Here is a 20,541-nt window from a genome sequence, read left to right on the forward strand (position 1 = left end):
CCTTCATGGCTCGCTTCTTCATCGACCGGCCGATCTTCGCCTGGGTCCTGGCCATCATCACGATGCTGGCCGGCACCGTGGCGGTGCTGACCCTGCCCATCGCCCAGTACCCCTCCATCGCCCCGCCCGCCATCGCCATCACGGCCAACTACCCCGGCGCCTCGTCCAGGACGCTCGAGGACACCGTGACGCAGGTCATCGAGCAGAAGATGAAGGGACTGGATCGCCTGTCCTACATCGCCTCGACCAGCGAATCCACCGGCAGCGTGACGATCACGCTGACCTTCGAGACCGGCACCGATCCCGACACCGCGCAGGTGCAGGTCCAGAACAAGCTGGCCCTGGCGACGCCGCTGCTGCCGCAGGAGGTGCAGCAGCAAGGCCTGCAGGTCGCCAAGTCAGCCAACAACTTCCTCAACGTGCTGGCCTTCATCTCCGAGGACGGCAGGCTCAACGGCTCGGACCTGTCCGACTACGTCGCCGCCAACGTGCAGGACCCGATCAGCCGGGTCGAGGGCGTCGGCGACACGACGCTGTTCGGCTCGCAATACGCGATGCGGATCTGGCTGGACCCGGACAAGCTCAACAGCTTCAAGCTGACGCCGCTGGACGTGAAGACCGCGGTGCAGGCGCAGAACGCGCAGGTCTCGGCCGGCCAGCTGGGCGGCCTGCCCGCGGTGCCCGGCCAGCAGCTCAACGCCACCATCACCGCGCAGACGCGGCTGAAGACGGCCGAGGAGTTCGAGGCCATCCTGCTGCGCACGCAGACCGACGGCTCCGCGGTGCGGCTGCGCGACGTCGCCCGCGTCGAACTCGGCAGCGAGAGTTATGCGACCGTGGCGCGCTTCAACGGCAAGCCGGCCGCCGGTCTGGCGATCAAGCTGGCCACCGGCGCCAACGCGCTGGACACCGTCAAGGGCATCGACGCGCGGCTGGAGGAACTGAGCCGGTTCTTCCCGCCCGGCGTGAAGGTCATCAAGCCCTACGACACCACGCCCTTCGTGCGCATCTCCATCGAGGAAGTGATCAAGACCCTGATCGAGGCCGTGGTGCTGGTCTTCCTGGTGATGTACCTGTTCCTGCAGAACTTCCGCGCCACGCTGATCCCCACGATCGCGGTGCCGGTGGTGCTGATGGGGACCTTCGGCGTGCTGGCGGTGTTCGGCTACTCGCTCAACACGCTGACGATGCTGGCGATGGTGCTGGCGATCGGCCTGCTGGTGGACGACGCCATCGTGGTGGTCGAGAACGTCGAGCGCGTGATGAGCGAGGAAGGCCTCTCGCCGCTGGAAGCGACGCGCAAGTCCATGGGCCAGATCACCGGCGCGCTGGTCGGCGTGGCGCTGGTGCTGGCGGCGGTGTTCGTGCCGATGGCCTTCTTCGGCGGCTCCACCGGCGTGATCTACCGCCAGTTCACGGTGACCATCGTGTCGGCGATGACGCTGTCGGTGCTGGTGGCGATGATCCTCACGCCGGCGTTGTGCGCGACGCTGCTCAAGCCCGCGGCCAAGGGCCATGCGCTGGCCACGACCGGCTTCTTCGGCGCGTTCAACCGCGCCTTCGATCGCGGCAACCGCCGCTACCAGGGCATCGTGCACCACATGCTGGGCCGCGGCTGGCGCTACATGGCGGGCTACGCGGTGCTGGTGGTCGTCGTGGGCGTCGTCTTCAGCAAGATCCCGGCCGGCTTCCTGCCCGAGGAGGACCAGGGCACGCTGTTCACGCTGGTGCAGTTGCCCCCCGGCGCCACGCAGGCCAAGACCCTGGAGGTGCTGCAGCAGGTCGACCACCACTTCCTGGTCGAACAGAAGGACGCGGTCGACTCGATCTTCTCGGTGGCGGGCTTCAGCTTCGCGGGCAGCGGCCAGAACGCGGGCTTCGCCTTCGTCAAGCTCAAGCCCTGGGGCGACCGCGTCCGCCCGGAACTGAAGGCCGCGGCGGTGGCCAACCGCGCGATGGCGACGCTGTCGAGGATCCGCAATGCCACGGTCTTCGCGATCGTGCCGCCGGCGGTGTCGGAGCTCGGCAACGCCAGCGGCTTCGACCTGATGCTGCAGGACCGGGCCAACCTCGGCCACGCGGCGCTGATGCAGGCGCGCAACCAGCTGCTGGGCGCGCTCTCGAAGGAACCCGGCCTGGTGGCGGTGCGGCCCAACGGCATGGAGGACACGCCGGAGTTCCGGCTCGACATCGACGAACACAAGGTCGGCGCGCTCGGCCTGTCGATGAGCGACGTCAACGCGACCTTCTCCACCGCCTGGGGCAGCAACTACGTCAACGACTTCCTCGACCGCGGCCGCGTGAAGAAGGTCTTCCTGCAATCGGATGCGCCGTTCCGGATGCTGCCCGGCGACATCGACCACTGGTTCGTGCGCAACGCCGGCGGGACGATGGTGCCGTTCAGCGCGTTCGCCACCGCCGGCTGGACTTCCGGTTCACCGCGCCTGGAGCGCTACAACGGCGTGCCCTCGGTCGAGATCCTGGGCATGGCGCTGCCCGGCACGCTGTCCAGCGGCCAGGCGCTGGCGCTGGTCGAGCGCCACGCCGCCGAACTGCCCGCGGGCATCGGCTACGAGTGGACCGGCGTGTCGCGGCAGGAGCGCGAGGCCGGCGGCCACGCGACGCTGCTGTACGCGGTGTCGATCCTGGTGGTCTTCCTCTGCCTGGCGGCGCTGTACGAGAGCTGGTCCATCCCGTTCTCGGTGATCCTGGTCGTGCCGCTGGGCGTGCTGGGCACGCTGATCGGCGCGGTGCTGACGTGGAAGATGAACGACGTCTACTTCCAGGTGGGCCTGCTGACCACGGTGGGCCTGGCGTCGAAGAACGCGATCCTGATCGTCGAGTTTGCCAAGGAGCTGCACGCCAAGGGCCTGTCCGCGCTCGACGCCGCGATCACCGCGGCCCGCATGCGGCTGCGTCCGATCCTGATGACCTCGCTGGCCTTCATCCTCGGCGTGCTGCCGCTGATGATCAGCAAGGGCGCCGGCGCCGGCGCGCAGAACGCGCTGGGCACCGCCGTCGTCGGCGGCATGGTGTCGGGCACGGTGCTGGCGATCTTCTTCGTGCCGCTGTTCTTCGTCGTCGTGCAAAGGCTGTCGGGGCGCGGGAAGCCCCAGGCCACCCCCGCCGCCGCGGCGACCGCGGACACCCCTCCCCTGTTGAACGAGGGCCACTGACATGACCCGCTTGATCTCTCCTTCCTCGCTGCCTTCCCTGACGAGCCTCGCGGCATTGACCGCGGCCCTGCTCCTCGCCGGCTGCGTCAACCTGGCGCCGCGCTACGAGCGGCCCGCCGCGCCGGTGCCCGAGCGCTTCCCGCAGGCGCCGGCGGACGGCGCCCCGGCCGCCGACGTCGGCTGGCGGACCTTCTTCGCCGACGCGAAGCTGCGGGACCTGATCGGGCTCGCGCTCGACAACAACCGGGACCTGCGCGTCGCGGTGCTCAACATCACGCAGGCCCGCGCCCAGTACCGCATCCAGGACGCGGCCACGCTGCCCGCCGTGACCGCGAACGGCAGCGGCACGGCCACGCGCACGCCGGCCGCCCTCTCCGGCACCGGCGCGGCAGTGACCAGCCACCAGTACAGCGCGACGCTGGGCGTCAGCGCCTACGAGCTGGACCTGTTCGGCCGCGTGCGCAACCTGAGCACGCAGGCGCTGGAGCAGTACCTGTCCACCGAAGAGGCGCGGCGAAGCACGCAGATCTCGCTGGTGGCGGAGGTGGCCACCGCCTACCTGACCTGGGCCGCCGACCTGGAGCGCCTGGCGCTGGCGCAAGAGACGCTGCGCAGCCAGAGCGACACCTATGCGCTGACGCGGCGGCGCTTCGAGCTCGGCAGCGCGTCGGCGCTGACGCTGCGGCAGGTGCAGACCAGCGTCGACAGCGCCCGCGTCGACGTGGCGCGCTACGCCGGACAGATCGCCCAGGACCGCAACGCGCTGGCGCTGCTGCTGGGCACGCCGGTGCCCGACGCGCTGGCCCCGGTTGCGCTGGGGGACGCGCTCAACGCGCTGCCCGAGCTGCCCGCCGGGCTGCCGTCGGAATTGATGCTGCGCCGGCCCGACCTGCTGCAGTCCGAGCACCAGCTCAAGGCGGCCACGGCCGACATCGGCGCCGCGCGGGCCGCCTTCTATCCGCGGATCAGCCTGACGGCCTCGGCGGGCAGCGGCAGCGCCGACCTGTCGGGCCTGTTCAAGGGCGGCTCCGGCACCTGGACCTTCCTGCCGCAGATCAGCCTGCCGATCTTCGACGCGGGCAGCAACCGGGCCTCGCTCGACAGCGCCGTCGCCGGACGCGACATCGCGGTGGCGCAGTACGAGCAGGCAATTCAATCGGCCTTCCGCGAGGTCGCCGACGCGCTGGTGCAGCGCGACGCGTTGAGCGGCCAACTGGAGGCCCAGCAGTCGCTGGTCGAAGCCAGCGGCGAAGCGCTGAAGCTGTCCGACGCCCGCTTCGTCCGGGGCGTCGACAGCTACCTGGACGTGCTGGATGCGCAGCGCACCTGGTACGGCGCGCGGCAGACGCTGATCGGCACGCGGCTGTCCCGCCTGACCAACGGCGTGACGCTTTACAAGGCGCTGGGCGGCGGCTGGAACGGTTGAGCGCTCGAGGAAGCGGCGGTCTGGAAAGAGGCGCTCCGGAACATGGGAGACTGCGCCGCGTGGTTGATGCACGGGTGGGGAGTCGACGATTGAGAAGTTTGAAGCAGCTGTTTGAGCGGTCCACGGGTCATCGGCATTCCGGCCGGTTCCGGGACCACGAGCCGGGACGGGGCCAGGCCGGTCTCCTGGCCGCCTTGATGACCGTCGCGGCGCTGGCGGGTTGTTCGACTTATCGCCCGTGGATCAACGCGGGCCTTACCGCGGCGGCGGACGGCGCGTTGCCCGTCGCGCGGCCCTCGCCGAGTCGCCCCGTGGCGCCGGTGGTGGCCGCGGTCACGTTGTCGGGCGGTGGCGCGCGGGCGGCCGCTTTCGGCCTGGGCGTCCTGCGCGAGCTGAAGGCCACGTCGTTCAACATCGACGGTGCACCGACCACGCTGCTGGACCAGGTCGCGCTGGTCAGCGGCGTCTCCGGCGGCAGCATCCTGGCCGCGCACTTCGCGGCCTTCGGCGACGAGACGCTGACGCGCTTCGAGCCCGACTTCCTGATGGTGCCCTTCGAGGCCGGGCTGATCCGCCAGGCCTTCGCGCCGACGCGGCTGTATCACCTCACCTCGCCGTGGTACGGCCGCAGCCACATCCTGGCGCAGCGGCTCGACGAGCTCTATCGCGGCCGCACCTTCGGCGACCTGAAATCGCGCCCCGGCGCGCCGGACCTGATGGTGACCGCCACCGACCTCACCACCGGCGCGCCCTTCGACTTCACGCCGGAGCAATTCGGCCTGATCTGCTCCGACCTGGATCGCACGCCGCTGTCGTTCGCGGTCGCGGCCTCGTCGGCGGTGCCCATCCTGCTTTCGCCGATCACCTTGCAGAACCACGCCGGCGAATGCGCGCCCGGGCCGCTGCCGCCGCGCGGCTCGACGATGGTCGAGAACGACTACCGCACCCGGTTGCTGGCACTCAGCGCCCAGAGCTATCGCGACGCCAAGGAGCGTCCCTTCATCCACCTCGTGGACGGCGGCGTCTCGGACAACACCGGCGCGCGGCTGATGCTGGACCGCCTGCTGGCCGGCGGCTCCATCGCGTCGTCCTTCCCGGACGCGCCGCCCGGCTCGATCCACCGGATGATCCTGGTCACGGTGAACTCGGAACGCGACCTGGCCGAGCGCATCGACGCCAGCGACCGCGTGCCGTCGACCGGGCAGGTCATCGAGACGCTGGTCTTCGGCGCCGGCGCGCGGGAGACGCAGGTCACGCTGGCCATGCTCAACGACGACGACCGCCGCTGGCGGGCCGAACTGATGCGCACGCGCGGCACGCCGGGCAGCCCCTTCGCGGCGGACGCGGAACTCCACATCATCAGCGTGAGCCTGCATGACGTGCCGGACGACAAGATCCGGCACAGCCTGCTGCGCGTGCCCACGGCCTTCACGATCGAGGGGCGCGACGTGCAGGAGCTGCAGAAGGCGGGCGCCGAGGCGCTGCGGTCGACGCCCGCGTTCAAGCGCTTGAAGGACAGCCTGGATCGACTGTCGCAGCGGGCGGCACCCGATTGAGCCGCACGCCGCCGTCGAGGTGGATGGCGCGCGTTGGGGATGTCGAGGCGTCCTCGCGGGGACAGGTGTTGCGCCGTGCCGACGCGAACCGTCACAGAGTGAAACCGCCCGCGAGCTGACAACGATGTCAAGTCAAGATGAGGAAAGTGCCCAAAGGCACCTTCTTCGAAGCAACTTCTTGTCGACGCAGGCTTTCCCATCGTGATGAATCTCGACCTTGACGCGTGGCTCGCGTCGACCAGCTCCCGCCGCCAATGGCTACAGCAGGCTCTTGTGACCGGCGGATCGGCGCTCGGTTTGAGCGCTTGCAGCTCAGGCGATTCCGATGAGTCCATGGCGTCGACCGGCGCCAGCACCGACGGCGGCACGGTGGCGACCGGCGGTACCGGCTCGACGAGCACCGGGACGACAGCCACCGCGCGCACGTTCACGCATCCGGGCCTGCTGAACACCGAGGCCGACTTCAGCCGCATGAGGACGCAGCTCGCGGCGGGGCGCGAGCCGTGGGTGGGCGGCCTTCGGGCGCTGACCTCGAGCAGCCGCGCGCAGCTGGGCCGCGACCCGCAGCCGGTCGCCACGACCATCCGCGGCGGCGACGGCGAGAACTTCCGCGCCATGGTGGAGGATGTCCAGCGCGCCTACCAGTTGGCGCTGCGCTGGAAGGTCACGGGCGATGCCGCCTATGCCGACCAGGCCGTGCGCTACGTCAACGCGTGGGTCTCGACGATGACCTCGCTGACCGGCAACGGCGACCGCTTCCTCGCCGCCGGGATCTACGGCTACCAGTGGGCCAACGCGGCCGAGATCCTGCGCACCTACAGTGGCTGGAGCGCCGTGGACCGCGCCGCCTGCCAGCAGTGGCTGCTGACCCATTTCTATCCGCTGACCAGCAGCTTCCTGAAGGACCACAACGGCTCGAACGTCACCAACCACTGGGCCAACTGGGACCTCGTGTGCCTGGTCGGCATGCTGGCCATCGGGGTCTTCGCGGACCGCGCCGACGTCTACCAGGAGGCGCTCGACTACTTCAACCGGGGCCGCGGCAACGGCGCGTCGCAGCACATGGTCTACGCACGCCATCCCGGCCACATGGGGCAATGGCAGGAAAGCGGCCGGGACCAGGGGCATGCGACGCTGAGTCTGGGCATGGCCGGCTACCTGTGCGAGATGGCCTGGAACCAGGGCGACGATCTGTACGGCATGGACGACAACCGCCTGCTCGCCGGCGCGGAGTACGTTGCGAAGTCCAACCTGAAGGACGCCGCGGGCGCGTTCTACACGCTGCCGTTCTACGTCTACAGCAACCGCCAGGGGACCTTCACCGCCGTCTCCGACGGGGGCCGTCCGAACGGCCGGCCGTGCTGGGAACCGATCTTCAACCACTACGTCAAGCGCAAGGGTCTCGCGGCACCGTGGGTCAGCGCGCTGGCGGCGCAATTGCGCCCGGAAGGCAACACCTGGCTCGGCGACGACCTCAGCTTCGGCACGCTGACGTTCTCGCGGGACGCGGAGGTGTCGCGCGTCAAGCCCACCGGGGTGCAGGCGATCGTGCGCGGCGGCGCGGCGCAGTTGTCCTGGTGGGGCAGCGCGGACGCGGCGTCCCACGCGGTCCTGCGCGCGGCCGTCGGGGCCAGCGCGTTCACGGAGCTCGGCCGCATCAATGCCGGCGACCTGAACACGTGGACCGACACCTCCGTGACCCAGGGCCGGTGGCAGTATCAGATCCGCGCGCTGGACGGCGCCGGAGCGACCTTGTCGACCTCGGCCACCTCGATCGTCGACCTGGACGCACCGCTGCTGTTGAGCCTGCCGCTGGACGACGGCCAAGGCACGGTCGCCCGCGACGTCGGCGAGCGCCAGTTGGCCGGCGCCCTCAAGGGCGGCGCGTCCTGGGGCGACGGCCGCAAGACCGGCACCAAGGCCTTGGCGCTGGATGGCGCCTCCGGTCACCTGGAGCTGCCTGCGGGCGTGCTGGCGGGTGTCGGCGACCTCACGATCGCCGGCTGGGTCTGGTGGAACGGCGTGAACAAGGGGAACGCGCGCGTCTTCGACTTCGGCTCGACCGACATCACTTATCTCGCGCTCCTGGTGAGCGCCGACGCGATGCGGGTCAGCGTGACCAACACCAGCTACTTCGGCGAACAGACCGTGTCGACGGGGCCGCTCGCCAAGGGCCGCTGGGTCCACCTGGCCATGACGCTCAAGGACAGGACCTGCACGCTCTACGTCGACGGCGCCGCGGCGGCCTCGATCGCGACGATGGATCTCGCGCCCTACCAGCTCGGCAGGACGACGCAGAACTGGCTGGGGCGCGCGCAGTACGGGCAGGATCCCTACTTCAACGGACGGCTGCAGGACTTCAGGATCTTCGGCGGCGCGCTCACCGCGGAACAGGTGCGGGCGATGGCGCAGGGGTGACCTTGGCACCGGCACCAACGATTGTTGACAGCCGGATCGCAACTCCCGGCGTGATTCAATCGGGGCATCATTCCCCGCGAAACACCGCGAGCATTGGAGCCTCATGCACCGACATCCCGACACGCCCGCAGGTTCCGTCCATCGCCTGATGCTCGACAGCGAGGTGCTCGTCGGCAACCTGGTCGGCGCCCCCACCCGACGCCTCGTGGACGTGTACATCCCGCACGGGCATGACGGCCGAGGCCTGCCGCTGCTCGTGGACATCGTGGGCTTCACCGCTGGCGGCCCGGTGCACACGAACTGGAAGAATTTCGGCGAGAACGTGCCCGAGCGGCTGGACCGCTTGATCGCCGCCGGCGAGATGCCGCCGGTCGTCGTCGCCTTCCCCGACTGCTTCACCCGGCTGGGCGGCAACCAGTACGTCAACTCGGTCGCCATGGGCCGCTGGGACGACTTCCTCCGTGACGAGGTCGTGCCCTTCGTCGAGGGACGTTTCGTCTGCGGCGGCAATGGCCGTCGCGGCCTGTTCGGCAAGTCCAGCGGCGGCTACGGCGCCATGGTCCATGCCCTGCTGCATCCGGACTTCTGGTCCGCGGCGGCCGTGCATTCCGGCGACATGGGTTTCGAACTGCTCTATCGCCACGAGTTCGTCCCGGTGCTGCGCGCACTGGCCAAGGAGCCGGACATCGGCCGATGGTTGGACGCCTTCTGGACTGCAAAGAAACCCAAGGACAGCGACGTCCACATCCTGATGATGCTCGCGCAGGCCGCGAGCTTCGACCCCGATCCCTCGGCGCCCTACGGCGTGCGGCTGCCGGTCACCGCCGACATCTGCGAGCTGATCCCCGACCGCTGGGCCAACTGGCTGGCCTGGGACCCGCTGACGCTGGTCGAATCGCATGGCCGCGGGCTGAGCGCGCTCAAGGCGCTCTACATCGACTGCGGGGACGTCGACCAGTACAACCTGGTCTATGGCGCCCGTCGCATGCACAAGCGGCTGAGCGCGATGGGCGTGACCCACGTCTATGAGGAGTTCGCCGACGATCACACGGCCGTCGACTACCGGATGGACCTCAGCCTGCCGATTCTGGCGAAGGCCCTTTCATGAGGGCGACTTCCGCCGACGTCCGATTCCAGCGCCTCAGCGCCCGCTGGAAGAACAGGCTGTTCGGCAGCTGCAGCATCGTGCCGTTCTGCGCGTCGCCGCTCTCCAGGAGCGTGGTGTAGACCAGGTTGATGTCCACCACCCGGCCCTTGACGCCGGGCCGGTCGCCCGCTTCCAGCAGCTCCACGACGTCGCCGATCCGGAACGCATGCGTGATGTAGATCAGCAGCGTGCAGAACAGGTTCGAGAGCACGCTCCAGGCCGCGAAGAACGCGACCGCGCCCACCGCGGCGAAGCCGGTGAACGCCGTCCACAGCACCGACCCCGACACGCCCAGGCGCTCCAGCGACCACAGCACGGCGCCGCCGTAGACCAGCACGCCGATGCTGCGCAGGAACAGCGACGCGACCTTGACGGGGAAGCCATAGCGGGTTGTCAGCCGGCGGGAGATGAGCCCCGCCACGCGCATCAGCAGCCAGGCGCCGAAGCCGATGATCACCACCTCGATCACGGGGACGAAGATGTCCAGCCATTCGGCCAGCCACAGGGGAAGACGGTCGTGCAGGGATTGGTAGAGCTTGTTCATGGCGCAGCAGATTACACGTCGATGGCGTCGCCACCGCTTCCGGGTGAGTGGTCGTTGCAGCTCATGATCGAAGCGACCGGCAGTTACAAACTTTGATCCCCGCCCCTTCGCCTTGCGCGCGGGGTCTTTACGCGGTTTCGCCGCTACAAGGATCGCTTTTTGCTGTAACCCCTTGCTCGCAGGCCGGCGACCCTCGTCGCCGTTCACATTCTTTTCAAGACAAGGAGATTCCCATGAAGCGTTCCCTGTTGATGGTGGCCACGGCCACGGTGCTCTCCCTGGGTGTTGCGGCCGGTCCGGCCATGGCCCAGGCCTCCAGCCCGACCTCGGGCAGCGTTGATCAGGCCAAGGCGCTGAAGAAGCAGGCCGATGCCGATTACAAGGCCGCCAAGAAGGCGTGCAACGCCATGAAGGGCGATGCCGAGAAGCAATGCGAAAAGGACGCCAAGGCCACGCACGAGAAGGCCGAGGCGGACGCCAAGGCCATGAAGGAAAAGGCTGAGGCCGACAAGAAGGCGATGAAGTAAGCGGCGGCGCCTGCCGCGGCGCTTCGGCGCGGCGGCAGGCGTTCGGCCTCGGCCCGCGATTGCGCGACCCGTGAAGGCGCGGGCCGGGTTCAGCTCACCGTCAGTTCCCGCTCAGCCCGCTCGTCGTCGACCGCGGGCTGATCTGCCGTGCCGGCGTCGCCGAGGATCTTCCCGTTGCCCATCCGGATCACGCGATCCGCCAGATGGAAGTAGCGGTCATCGTGCGACACCACGATCACCAGGTGGCCCTTGTCGCGCAACTCCGGCAGCAACTCCGTGTAGAAGAGATGCCGGAAGGTCGGATCCTGATCCGCCGCCCATTCGTCGAAGACCAGCACGGGCCGGCCCTCGAGGTAGGCGTGCACCAGCGCCAGCCGCTTGCGCTGCCCGGTCGACAGATCCACGGTGCTGAAGGAGCCGTCCTTCACCGACACCTTGTGCGCGATCTCCAGCCGCTGCAGGTAGGGCAGCGCCTTCTCCGGCAGGCTGCCGCCCTGCCCGGCTTCGGCGGCCAGGTCCTCGAACAGGTAGAAGTCCGAGAACACCGTCGTGTAGAGCTGACGGTAATGATCACGCGTCTCGTCGGTCACCGGCGCGCCGTCTGCCAAGACCTGACCCTGCTGCGGCGCATACAGCCCCAGCAGCAACTTCACCAGCGTCGTCTTGCCCGAGCCGTTGTCGCCGACGATGAACACCATCTCCCCGCGCTTGAGCCTCAGGTCCACCGGCCCGAGCACGAAGGCCTCGCCGCCGTCCGGTTTCGCGAAACCGTAGCGCACGCCGCGCAGCTCGATCGCGTCGGCCAGCGCGGCGGGCTCGCCCGGCTTGTCGAGGTCGAGGAAGGGTTCCGGCGTCGCGAAGCGCGCCGACATGTCCGCGATCCGCTGGAACGCCACCCGCGCCCGGCCGATGCCCGGCACCGCCGCGGCGATCTGGTCCAGCGGTCCCTTGAGGAACAGCAGCACCAGCACGAAGCCGCTCAGCACCGCCGGCTCCATGGTCCGGAACGCCGCCCAGCCCAGGATCAGCGCGATCAGCAGGAAGAACAGCGCCGAGCCGAAGGCCGTCGCCAGCACGTAGGTGTTGATCGCGCGCCAGTTGATCTCGCGGATGCGGTCGACGGTGCCTTCGATCTGGCCGCCATACATGCCTGCACGGCGAACGCGGTGCATGCGCAGTTCCTTGGCGCCATCGCTGATCGCGCGGTAGGCCTTGTGCAACTGCTCCTCGGCGTCGCGCGCCTTGTGGAAGCCGCGGATGCCGCGGGCCTGCGCCCAGGTCTGCACGCCCACGCCGATCACCAGCGCCACCAGCAGCAGCCCGAACAGCGGCGGCGACAGCCACGCCAGGTAGCCGAGGCAGCCCAGCGTGATCGCCAGCGCGATCACCGCCGAGGACAGCACGAAGGCAGCGTCGCTGATCATGTCCACGTCGCCGGTCAGCACCGGCATCAGGCGGTGCGTGCGGTAGCGCTCCAGCGCGTCGATCGGCGCGGCGAGGATCTTGCGCGCCAGGCTCTTGCGCACCTGGGCCACCAGCCGCTGGCCGACCAGGTTCGTGCACATGCTCGAGGCCGCGCGTCCCACCAGCGCCACGGCGCACAGTGCGACGAAGGTCAGCAGCAGCCCGCCGGCCATGCCGCCCGGGCGGTTCAGCACCTCGTTGATCGTGCCCAGCAACGCCACGGTCGCCGCGCCGGCGGCGATGCCAGTCACCGCCGACACGAGCAGCCACGGCAGGAAGGGCTTCAGGAGCGTGGAGACTTCGCCGACCTTGCCGGGAGCGGCGATATCGGAGCGGGGCGCGGCGCCCGCCGGGGTGCCAGGAGCAGTGTTCATCAGCGTGGTCTTTCAGCCACCGGCGCGAGGGCGCGGCGGACGGGGTGAGGTCCTACCCCGTAGACGTTCCAGCGGCGCGGATGTTCACGGCGCCAGTGGCAGCGTCATGGACTGTTGCTCAGCGAGGATCGGAGGGTCAGGAGAAAGTCCCGCGTCGTCGGGCAGAACGCCGACGGAATGATGTCGGGCTCGAAATACGCCTGAAACCGCTCGTCCATGCCGTCGTCTCCGGTCTCGAGAAATCTGTCGATGTCGGCGACCAGCAGTTGCACAAGCTGTGTTGTCGCCTCTTTGCGGAAGGCGCCCACGATGTCCTGGATCGAGTCGCCCTCGATGTCGAAGTCCTGGTGGAACCATCCCCCCATGAAGGAAGCCAGATCTGGGAACTGCTGCTGACCCTTGAGTGTGTAGCTGGGCATGGTCAAGGCACCGGGTAGGCTGTGAGAACGAAATAGACCCGATTCTGCTGCTGCACGCGTCGAAGCACGACCACCATTCGATTCATCTGTTGCATCGCGCCTGTTGCCCGCACCACCCCCTCTCCCACCGACGAGCTCGCCTGGTAGCGGAAAACCTCTCTGCCGCTTGCCGACGAGGACTTCGCCCAGGTTTCGATGGCGGATCGATTCGCTCGCAGCGCGGCTGCCACATGGCGCTCGGCATCCGCGAGGCTGCGGAAAGTGGTGGCCGCCGGAATGCGTGGCTCGCGCAGCAGGCGCGCCCGCAACTGCGGTTCGGTCTGGCCGACATGCTTCAGGATGGTGTGACCGCCAGCGGCCTCCTCGGCCGCAAGACTGACGGCCCCGCGCCTGACCGCGATGACGCGTAAAGCGCCGACACCGCCCGCCAGGAGCGGGATGGCAATGTCAGCCCCGAGGCCGATCATCTCCGCGGTTGCCGGATCCGCGCCGAGCGCTGTGGATGCGGACCTGGCCGCTTCGGCGGTGAGCGTTCGCGTGTCCCGACCCGACGTGATCTGCCGAATTGCAGCTGCCGAGGTATCGGCGCCGTGGACACCAAGCGCACCGCCGGCGACCTTGGTCAGCGCTGTGGGCTCGGGAACGAGCAGCAGGCCTGCCGCGCCGACCAGCTCGAGCGCCCCTGCGACCAGTTTGCCGACACCCCAGAGTCGATTAGCCAGCGTGGGCCCTTCGTCCAGGCTCTCGCCCGCGAGCACGGCGGCCAACTGAATGGGCGTGAGGACGACTTGCAGCCCGTCCATGGAGTCAACGTCGCATTGAACCGACGTGACGTGATCATCGAGACCGTGCGCTCCTGGCGGCAAGGAGCGATGCAGGCAAAGCGTTCCGTCGTCGATTGGCTCGGCGTAGGTCATACCGAGCGGGCCGGGAGGTCTGGAGCTTGCCATGTTCTCGATTGGCAGATGAGGGCGTTGGCCAGACCGCTCCGATGAGTGCTCTTCAGCGCGGTCGAATCAGCGGGGATTCTGAACTCGCAGGAGCCATTGCACGTGATCACCAAAGTCACGGAACTTTTCCGCGACACCAGCTTCGAGTCATCCCGGACTTCAGCCATGCCGTGAACAAACGCGGCCCCAGGACGTCTCTCTTCGGACACCACCGAACCGGCATCGCCCCGATGCCGCACCCCGCGCCCATGCCTCTGCATCCCGACCTGGAAGCCTTCCTCGAGCTGGTCAACGACGCCAATGCCGACGGCCCGGCGCTCCATGAGATGACGCCCGCGCAGGCCCGCGCGGCCTACGACCGCTCGACGCTGGCGCTGGACGAGCCCGGCCCCGACCTGCCCTGGGAGGCGCTCGCGCTGCCGGCCCGCGACGGCCACGCGCTGCCCGCGCGCCTGTACCGCGGCGGCACGGAACCGCGCTCGCCGGTGCTGCTGTTCTTCCACGGCGGCGGCTATGTGCTGGGCGGACTGGACTCGCACGACTCGCTGTGCCGCGACCTCGCGGCACGCGCCGCCTGCGCGGTGCTGGCCGTCGACTACCGGCGCGCGCCGGAGCACCGCTTCCCCACCGCCTTCGAAGACGCCGAGGACGCCGCCGCCTGGCTGCGCGGCCACGCCGGCTCGCTGGGACTGGATCCGGCCCGCATCGCCGTCGGCGGTGACAGCGTCGGCGGCACGCTCGCCACCGCGCTGACGCTCGCGGCGCGCGATGCCGGGCTGCCGCAGCCCGTCCTGCAGCTGCTGCTCTACCCCTGCACCAGCGCCCGCCAGGACACGCCGTCGCACAAGCGGCTGGCCAGCGGCTTCCTGCTGGAAGAGCGCAACCTGCAATGGATGTTCGGCCAGTACCTGCGCGACGACGCGGACCGCCTCGACTGGCGCTTCGCGCCGCTGCAGGCGGCGACCCTGCAAGACCTGGCCCCCGCCCACCTGGCGCTGGCGGAATTCGATCCCCTGCTGGACGAAGGCCTCGCCTACGCCGAGGCCTTGCGGGCCGCTGGCGTCCGCGTCACGGCCAAGGTCTACGCGGGCATGGTCCATGACTTCGCGCGGCTCGGCAACGTCGTCGAGGAGGCGGCCACGCTGCGCGCCGAGCTCGCCGCCGTGCTGGCCCAGGCCTTCCGCTGAGCGCCTCCGCGCTGCCCCGACCTGCCGCCGTGAACAAATCGGCGCGGCCAACGTCTTTACCGGAGACGGCGGCGCGTTGAGCGCCGCACCCACCTTCAAGGCAGTCCCATGTCCATCGCTTCGCCGGCGCAGGTCGCCGGCTCCGACCGCCAGGATTCCGCCGCCGGTGCGACCGGCCGGATCCTGGGCCTCATCGCCGGCCAGCCCTTCGAGACAGTCATGGACGGCGCCCAGATCACGGTGAAGCCGCTGGACGGCGGCCCCGCGAGCGCCTGGATGCTGGAGGCCCGTTCGCCACTGCCTTCCCTGCATTCCCGCCACGGTCTCGGTCAGGGCGTCACGGCTCTGGCGGACGGCCACCTGCCGGCGGCGCTCGAAGCCCTCTTCGCGCTGCGCCCGGGCTGCCTGCGGTCGTGCTCGGCGACGCGCTACCGGCCAACGCCGCGCTGATCGCTGGTGGGATCGCCCTCCCCGTCGGCTCGCCGACAACGACGCTCACGGTCTCGCGGGAGCTGTTCTGGCAATGGGACCGTCTCTGGCTGGCCAACCGCCGCGAGCCCGCACCGATCCAGCAGGTCTTCAGCAAGGACGGCCGTCGCCATCCGCGCCGCCCGGCCAAGCCCACGGGCACCGTCTACCGCCGCCACATCCCGTGGTTGGACAAAACCTTCAGCCTGCGCGCGCTGGACGTCGAACGCGACCTGCCGACCGTCAACCGCTGGATGAACGAACCCGCCGTCGCGCACTTCTGGCAGGAAACCGGCGATCTGGCGCACCACCGGCGCTATCTCTCCGGCATCGCCGCGGACCCGCACACCCTCGGCCTGATCGGCTGCTTCGACGACCAGCCCTTCAGCTACTTCGAGGCCTACTGGGCCAAGGAAGACCGCATCGCGCCCTTCTACGACGCCGCCGACCACGACCGCGGCTGGCACGTGCTGGTCGGAGAGCCGGGGCTGCGCGGCCGCGAGTTCCTGACGGCCTGGATGCCGGGCATCTCGCATTACCTCTTCCTCGACGACTGCCGCACGCAGCGCATCGTCATCGAGCCGCGCATCGACAACCGCCGGATGGTCCACAGCCTGAACCGCTGCGGCTACGCCTCGCTCAAGGAGATCCAGTTCCCGCACAAGCGCGCCGTGCTCGGCCTGCTGATGCGCGAGCGCTTCTTCGACGACGCGCTCTGGATCCCGCGCGGCGATTCCCCCTTCGACCTCCCCGCAGTCCCGCAATCCTGAGGCACCCATGCACATCCATGACCTGATCGGCATCGGCTTCGGCCCGTCCAACATCGCCCTGGCCATCGCCCTCGAAGAAGGCCGCGAGGCGCGTCCCCAGGACCGGCCGCTGGACGCGCTCTTCGTGGAACGGCAGCCCGGCTTCGTCTGGCACAAGAACATGCTGCTGGACCACGCGCACATGCAGATCTCCTTCCTGAAGGACCTGGCGACGCTGCGCAACCCGTCCAGCCGCTTCACCTTCCTGAACTACCTGCACGAGAAGGAGCGGCTGCAGGACTTCATCAACCTGAAGACCTTCTTCCCCAGCCGCCACGAGTTCAACGACTACCTGGGCTGGGCGGCGGCCCAGTTCGAGGACCGCTGTGCCTATGGCGAAGACGTCTTCGAGGTGCTGCCCGAGCCGCGCGCCGGCGAGGTGAAGCTGCTGCGCGTGCGCTCGCGCGACGCCGCGGGCGCCGTGCACGAGCGCCTGACGCGCCACCTGGTCGTCGGCGTGGGCGGCATGCCGCGCATCCCGGCCGAATTCAAGGCGTTCAAGGACGATCCGCGCGTCTTCCACTCCAGCAACTACCTGCAGGCGATCGCCGGCAACGGCGCGGCCCAGCGCATCGCCGTCGTCGGCGCCGGCCAGAGCGCGGCGGAGATCTTCATGGACCTGCACGGCCGGCCGCAACGCCCGCACGTGGACCTGGTCATGCGGGCGCGCTCGATCAAGCCCTCGGACGACAGCCCCTTCGTCAACGAGATCTTCAACGCCGACTTCACCGACTTCGTCTTCAGCCGCACCGGCAGCGAGCGCGAGGAGCTGCTCAACGAGTACTGGCACACCAACTACGCCGCGCCCGACCTGGCGCTGATCCAGCAGATCTTCGACGTGTTCTATCGCCAGCGCGTCAGCGGCGAGGAACGTCATCGCTTCCTGCGCCGCCACGAGGTCGCCGGCGCGCAGGCCGCCGACGACGGCCTGCGGCTGACGCTGCGCGACCTGAACCACGACCGCACGACGACGCAGCGCTACGACGCGATCGTGCTGGCGACCGGCTACGAGCGCGACCGGCATCGCACGCTGCTGTCGTCGCTGGCGCCCTACCTGGGCAACTTCGAGGTCGACCGCCACTACCGCCTGCGCGGCAGTCCCAACTTCCATCCGAGCGTCTTCCTGCAGGGCGCCTGCGAGCTGACCCACGGCCTGAGCGACACGCTGCTGTCGGTCACCGCGATCCGCTCCGGCGAGATCCGCAGCGCGCTGCACGGCGCTGCCGGCATCGATCACGCGACGGTCCGGCAGGAAAGCTCGCGTCAGGCCGCATGACGACGTCGATGCCTCGCGACCGGCCGCCCCGGAGGCAGCCGGGCCTGCGCTCAGTGCCTCCGGATCGTTCGAGCGAGGAGCCGCCGACGACCACCGCTTCGTTCTCCGCGACGCGCGCCGCCACACGGGATCCGTGGCGGCGCGCTTTTTCACGTTCCGGGCTCCCTCTTACCTCTCCACCACAACCATGAATCCTCAGAAGGATCGCGCCATGTTCCCGTCCTCCTCGTTCACGTCGTTCACCTCGTCCCCGTCGGTTTCGTCGCAATCGCAATCGCAATCGCCTTCGTCATCGCTGCCGCCTCGGCCCCGCCGGCTCTCGCTGGCCCTGGCCTCCGCCTTCGGCACCGTCGCGCTGGCGGGCGTCCCGTCCGTCTGGGCACAGGCCGCCGCGGACGCGACCGCCGCCGAGGCGGCCGCGGCCCCCGGTGCCGCCGCCTCGGGCGCGGCCGGCTCCGCGCTGCCCACCGTGTCCGTGAGCGGCCGTTCCGCGCCGAGCGAGGGCACCGGCTCCTACACCGTGCGCAGCACCGGCGCGGGCACGCGCATGCCGCTGTCGCCGCGCGAGACGCCGCAGTCGCTGACGGTGATCGGCCGCCAGCAGATGGACGAGCAGAACCTGGACACGCTCAACGAGGTGATGCGCCAGACGCCCGGCATCGTCGTCAACCGCCGCGACGAGCGCGTCGACTTCACCTCGCGCGGTTTCTCGATGAGCCAGATGGTCGACGGCATCCCGACGCTGGCCTTCAACAACGTCTCGGCCGAGGCGAGCATGACCAGCATGGCCATGTACGACCGCGTCGAGGTCATCCGCGGTCCGGCGGGCCTGCTCAACGGCGTCGGCCAGCCGGGCGGCTCGATCAACCTGGTGCGCAAGCGCCCGACGAAGAACTTCGAAGGCAGCGTCACCGTCGGCGCCGGCAACTGGAGCCGATACCTCACGCAGGCCGACGTGGGCGGCAGCCTGACGGCGGGGGGCGGCGTGCGCGGTCGCGTGGTCGCGTCGTACTCGGGCGGCGACACCTTCATCGACAACAAGAGCCGCAAGGACAGCCTGCTGTACGCGATCGTCGAGACCGACCTCGGCGCCCGCACCGTGCTGGCCGGCGGCTTCGAGTACCAGAAGAACGACATCGACGGCGCCAACTTCGGCAACATCCCGCCGTACTACGGCAACGGCACGCGGCTGGTGGTGCCGCGCTCCTACTCGTTCAGCACGCCGTGGAGCGTCTGGAACATGGAGACTAAGCGCGCCTTCGTCAACCTGCAGCACGCGTTCGACAACGGCTGGCTGGTGAAGGCCGAGCTGGCGCAGGTCAAGAACAAGCGCGAGCGCTACAGCGGCGACCTGCAGAGCACGTTGCCGACCTTCCCGATCAACGCGGCCACCAACGTCGGCGTGGTCTCGCTGAGCGACAACCCGGCGGAGGGCACGAACAAGTCGCTGGACCTGTACGCGTCGGGGCCGTTCCGGCTGTTCGGCCGCACGCACCAGGCGGTGATCGGCTTCAACGTCAACAAGCTCGAGAACGAGATCGCCAACAACAGCGCGCTCAACACCGGCACGCGACTGGACCGCCGTCCGGGGTCGGTCTTCGACCTCGGCGCGATCGCCAAGCCGGACTTCCAGTACCCGCGCCTGCGCCAGTACGGCGACACGCAGGAGCGCGCGATCTACGGGTCCACGCGGCTGCAGGCGACGGACGCGCTGTCGGTGATCGTGGGATCGCGCGTGACCTGGTACGAGAACACGGCCTACCAGCGCTCCTGGGCCGGCACGGCCAACGGCGCGCGCGTCGACGGCGCGCCGGTGAAGGAGGACGGCGTGTTCACGCCCTACGCCGGCGTGGTCTACGACCTGACGCCGCAGTTCTCCGTCTACGGCAGCTTCACGCAGATCTTCCAGCCCAACACGTCCAAGGACGTGAACGGCAACGTGATCGATCCGCAGCGCGGCAGCAACGTCGAATTCGGCGTGAAGGGCGAGCACTTCGGCGGCCGTCTCACGACCGCGGTCGCCGTGTACCGGACCAAGCAAGACCATGTGCCGGTCGCGACGGGCACGCTGCAGCCGGACGGCACGGCGGCCTTCCGCGGCGAGCGCGGCACGGTGACCGAGGGCTATGAGTTCAGCCTCGCCGGCGAGGTGCTGACCGGCTGGCAGCTGCAGGCCGGCTATGCCTACGGCACGCCGACCAAGGCGGACGGCTCGGCGCTGTCGCCGCACCTGGCCACCCGCACGTTCAACCTCGCGACCAGCTATCGCCTGCCGGGCGTGCTGAACAAGCTGACGGTGGGCGGCAACGTGAGCTACCAGAACCGCACGTCGATGGACGTGATCTCCAAGCCGGCGCTGACGCAGGGCGGCTACACGCTGCTGGGCCTGCTGGCGCGGTATGACGTGACGCGGCAGCTGAACGTGTCCCTCAACGTCGAGAACGTGACCGACAAGACCTACATCTGGATGAGCGGGCAGTCGGGCTACATGTTCGGGACGCCGCGGAGCACGTGGGTCAGGGCGAACTACAAGTTCTGACGGGCAAGGACTGACCCTCGGTTCGGGATCTACACGGGGCGCCGGGAGGCGCCTCGTAGTCCACTCTTCATTCGTTTGGCGAGCTCTGCCAGAGAGAATTCGGGTCATCTCGATCGGAACACCAGCCCAGCGGAGGATCCGTATGAGAGGCCACCTCCGCTCTCGGCCGGCTGACTCGCCGTCACGCTGAGGCGCTACGCCGGCAGAACGCCCAAGGACTGCATCTCGCTTCGACAGTCGGGACTACATGCTTAGTCTCGT

General features: G+C 69.2%; 15 protein-coding genes. 11 read left to right on the forward strand and 4 right to left on the reverse strand.

Annotated features, from left to right (window positions below):
• The first annotated feature begins 5 nt into the window (after window positions 1–5).
• The 5 genes from ACFJIX_RS23250 to ACFJIX_RS23270 all read left to right on the forward strand — a co-directional run bounded on the left by ACFJIX_RS23250 (window position 6) and on the right by ACFJIX_RS23270 (window position 9,684).
• Entirely contained in the window at window positions 6–3,176 is a 3,171-nt protein-coding gene (locus ACFJIX_RS23250; RefSeq protein WP_377155045.1) for an efflux RND transporter permease subunit, read from the forward strand.
• A gap of 1 nt (window position 3,177) precedes the next feature.
• Entirely contained in the window at window positions 3,178–4,602 is a 1,425-nt protein-coding gene (gene adeC, locus ACFJIX_RS23255; RefSeq protein ID WP_377155046.1) for an AdeC/AdeK/OprM family multidrug efflux complex outer membrane factor, read from the forward strand.
• A gap of 197 nt (window positions 4,603–4,799) precedes the next feature.
• The gene (locus ACFJIX_RS23260) at window positions 4,800–6,158 is read left to right on the forward strand and encodes a patatin-like phospholipase family protein (RefSeq protein WP_377155047.1); all 1,359 of its coding nucleotides are present in this window, start codon (window positions 4,800–4,802) and stop codon (window positions 6,156–6,158) included.
• A gap of 333 nt (window positions 6,159–6,491) precedes the next feature.
• Window positions 6,492–8,576, forward strand: a complete 2,085-nt coding sequence (locus ACFJIX_RS23265) for a LamG-like jellyroll fold domain-containing protein (protein ID WP_377155048.1) — start codon at window positions 6,492–6,494, stop codon at window positions 8,574–8,576.
• Between the two features lie 103 nt (window positions 8,577–8,679).
• On the forward strand, window positions 8,680–9,684 hold the full coding sequence (locus ACFJIX_RS23270) for an alpha/beta hydrolase (RefSeq protein ID WP_377155049.1): 1,005 nt from the start codon (window positions 8,680–8,682) through the stop codon (window positions 9,682–9,684).
• Here ACFJIX_RS23270 and ACFJIX_RS23275 read toward each other — a convergent pair.
• The gene (locus tag ACFJIX_RS23275; RefSeq protein WP_377155050.1) at window positions 9,650–10,267 is read right to left on the reverse strand and encodes a mechanosensitive ion channel domain-containing protein; all 618 of its coding nucleotides are present in this window, start codon (window positions 10,265–10,267) and stop codon (window positions 9,650–9,652) included. The two genes, ACFJIX_RS23270 and ACFJIX_RS23275, sit on opposite strands and share 35 nt — an antisense overlap.
• Window positions 10,268–10,500: 233 nt before the next feature.
• On the opposite strand from ACFJIX_RS23275, the gene ACFJIX_RS23280 reads away from it, so the two are divergent.
• Window positions 10,501–10,794, forward strand: coding sequence for a hypothetical protein (locus ACFJIX_RS23280; RefSeq protein WP_377155051.1), 294 nt, complete (start codon window positions 10,501–10,503; stop codon window positions 10,792–10,794).
• Between the two features lie 89 nt (window positions 10,795–10,883).
• Here the strand turns inward: ACFJIX_RS23280 and ACFJIX_RS23285 are convergent, their stop codons facing one another.
• The 3 genes from ACFJIX_RS23285 to ACFJIX_RS23295 form a co-directional block, all read right to left on the reverse strand.
• Window positions 10,884–12,632 carry a cyclic peptide export ABC transporter gene (locus ACFJIX_RS23285; RefSeq protein WP_377155052.1) on the reverse strand — a complete coding sequence of 583 codons (1,749 nt, stop codon included), beginning with the start codon at window positions 12,630–12,632 and terminating at the stop codon, window positions 10,884–10,886.
• Window positions 12,633–12,736: 104 nt separating this feature from the next.
• Window positions 12,737–13,051 carry a contact-dependent growth inhibition system immunity protein gene (locus ACFJIX_RS23290; RefSeq protein WP_377161914.1) on the reverse strand — a complete coding sequence of 105 codons (315 nt, stop codon included), beginning with the start codon at window positions 13,049–13,051 and terminating at the stop codon, window positions 12,737–12,739.
• A 2-nt stretch (window positions 13,052–13,053) separates the two neighbouring features.
• Window positions 13,054–13,968: an RNase A-like domain-containing protein gene (locus ACFJIX_RS23295; protein ID WP_377155053.1), complete on the reverse strand. Its 915-nt coding sequence runs from the start codon at window positions 13,966–13,968 to the stop codon at window positions 13,054–13,056.
• A 281-nt stretch (window positions 13,969–14,249) separates the two neighbouring features.
• Between ACFJIX_RS23295 and ACFJIX_RS23300 the strand changes: the two genes are divergently transcribed.
• The 5 genes from ACFJIX_RS23300 (at window position 14,250) to ACFJIX_RS23320 (ending at window position 20,280) form a co-directional block, all read left to right on the forward strand.
• Entirely contained in the window at window positions 14,250–15,188 is a 939-nt protein-coding gene (locus ACFJIX_RS23300; protein WP_377155054.1) for an alpha/beta hydrolase, read from the forward strand.
• A gap of 108 nt (window positions 15,189–15,296) precedes the next feature.
• Entirely contained in the window at window positions 15,297–15,638 is a 342-nt protein-coding gene (locus ACFJIX_RS23305; protein WP_377155055.1) for a hypothetical protein, read from the forward strand.
• On the forward strand, window positions 15,602–16,426 hold the full coding sequence (locus ACFJIX_RS23310) for a GNAT family N-acetyltransferase (RefSeq protein WP_377155056.1): 825 nt from the start codon (window positions 15,602–15,604) through the stop codon (window positions 16,424–16,426). Before ACFJIX_RS23305 ends, ACFJIX_RS23310 begins: the two co-directional genes overlap by 37 nt.
• A gap of 7 nt (window positions 16,427–16,433) precedes the next feature.
• Entirely contained in the window at window positions 16,434–17,741 is a 1,308-nt protein-coding gene (locus ACFJIX_RS23315; protein WP_377155057.1) for a lysine N(6)-hydroxylase/L-ornithine N(5)-oxygenase family protein, read from the forward strand.
• A gap of 211 nt (window positions 17,742–17,952) precedes the next feature.
• Window positions 17,953–20,280, forward strand: coding sequence for a TonB-dependent siderophore receptor (locus ACFJIX_RS23320; protein WP_377155058.1), 2,328 nt, complete (start codon window positions 17,953–17,955; stop codon window positions 20,278–20,280).
• The last annotated feature ends 261 nt before the right edge of the window (window positions 20,281–20,541 follow it).

This window comes from Roseateles sp. UC29_93 (assembly GCF_042695725.1).
Lineage (GTDB): Bacteria > Pseudomonadota > Gammaproteobacteria > Burkholderiales > Burkholderiaceae_C > Roseateles > Roseateles noduli_A.

What these genes read in the sequence shown, in the direction of transcription:
- ACFJIX_RS23275 (WP_377155050.1), bottom strand. Translation starts at nt 10,267, where the DNA reads ATGAACAAGCTCTACCAATCCCTGCACGACCGTCTTCCCCTGTGGCTG.
- ACFJIX_RS23315 (WP_377155057.1), top strand. Translation starts at nt 16,434, where the DNA reads ATGCACATCCATGACCTGATCGGCATCGGCTTCGGCCCGTCCAACATC.
- ACFJIX_RS23295 (WP_377155053.1), bottom strand. Translation starts at nt 13,968, where the DNA reads ATGACCTACGCCGAGCCAATCGACGACGGAACGCTTTGCCTGCATCGC.
- ACFJIX_RS23320 (WP_377155058.1), top strand. Translation starts at nt 17,953, where the DNA reads ATGTTCCCGTCCTCCTCGTTCACGTCGTTCACCTCGTCCCCGTCGGTT.
- ACFJIX_RS23250 (WP_377155045.1), top strand. Translation starts at nt 6, where the DNA reads ATGGCTCGCTTCTTCATCGACCGGCCGATCTTCGCCTGGGTCCTGGCC.
- ACFJIX_RS23270 (WP_377155049.1), top strand. Translation starts at nt 8,680, where the DNA reads ATGCACCGACATCCCGACACGCCCGCAGGTTCCGTCCATCGCCTGATG.
- ACFJIX_RS23260 (WP_377155047.1), top strand. Translation starts at nt 4,800, where the DNA reads ATGACCGTCGCGGCGCTGGCGGGTTGTTCGACTTATCGCCCGTGGATC.
- ACFJIX_RS23265 (WP_377155048.1), top strand. Translation starts at nt 6,492, where the DNA reads ATGGCGTCGACCGGCGCCAGCACCGACGGCGGCACGGTGGCGACCGGC.
- ACFJIX_RS23305 (WP_377155055.1), top strand. Translation starts at nt 15,297, where the DNA reads ATGTCCATCGCTTCGCCGGCGCAGGTCGCCGGCTCCGACCGCCAGGAT.
- ACFJIX_RS23290 (WP_377161914.1), bottom strand. Translation starts at nt 13,051, where the DNA reads ATGCCCAGCTACACACTCAAGGGTCAGCAGCAGTTCCCAGATCTGGCT.
- ACFJIX_RS23300 (WP_377155054.1), top strand. Translation starts at nt 14,250, where the DNA reads ATGCCTCTGCATCCCGACCTGGAAGCCTTCCTCGAGCTGGTCAACGAC.
- ACFJIX_RS23280 (WP_377155051.1), top strand. Translation starts at nt 10,501, where the DNA reads ATGAAGCGTTCCCTGTTGATGGTGGCCACGGCCACGGTGCTCTCCCTG.
- ACFJIX_RS23285 (WP_377155052.1), bottom strand. Translation starts at nt 12,632, where the DNA reads ATGAACACTGCTCCTGGCACCCCGGCGGGCGCCGCGCCCCGCTCCGAT.
- adeC (WP_377155046.1), top strand. Translation starts at nt 3,178, where the DNA reads ATGACCCGCTTGATCTCTCCTTCCTCGCTGCCTTCCCTGACGAGCCTC.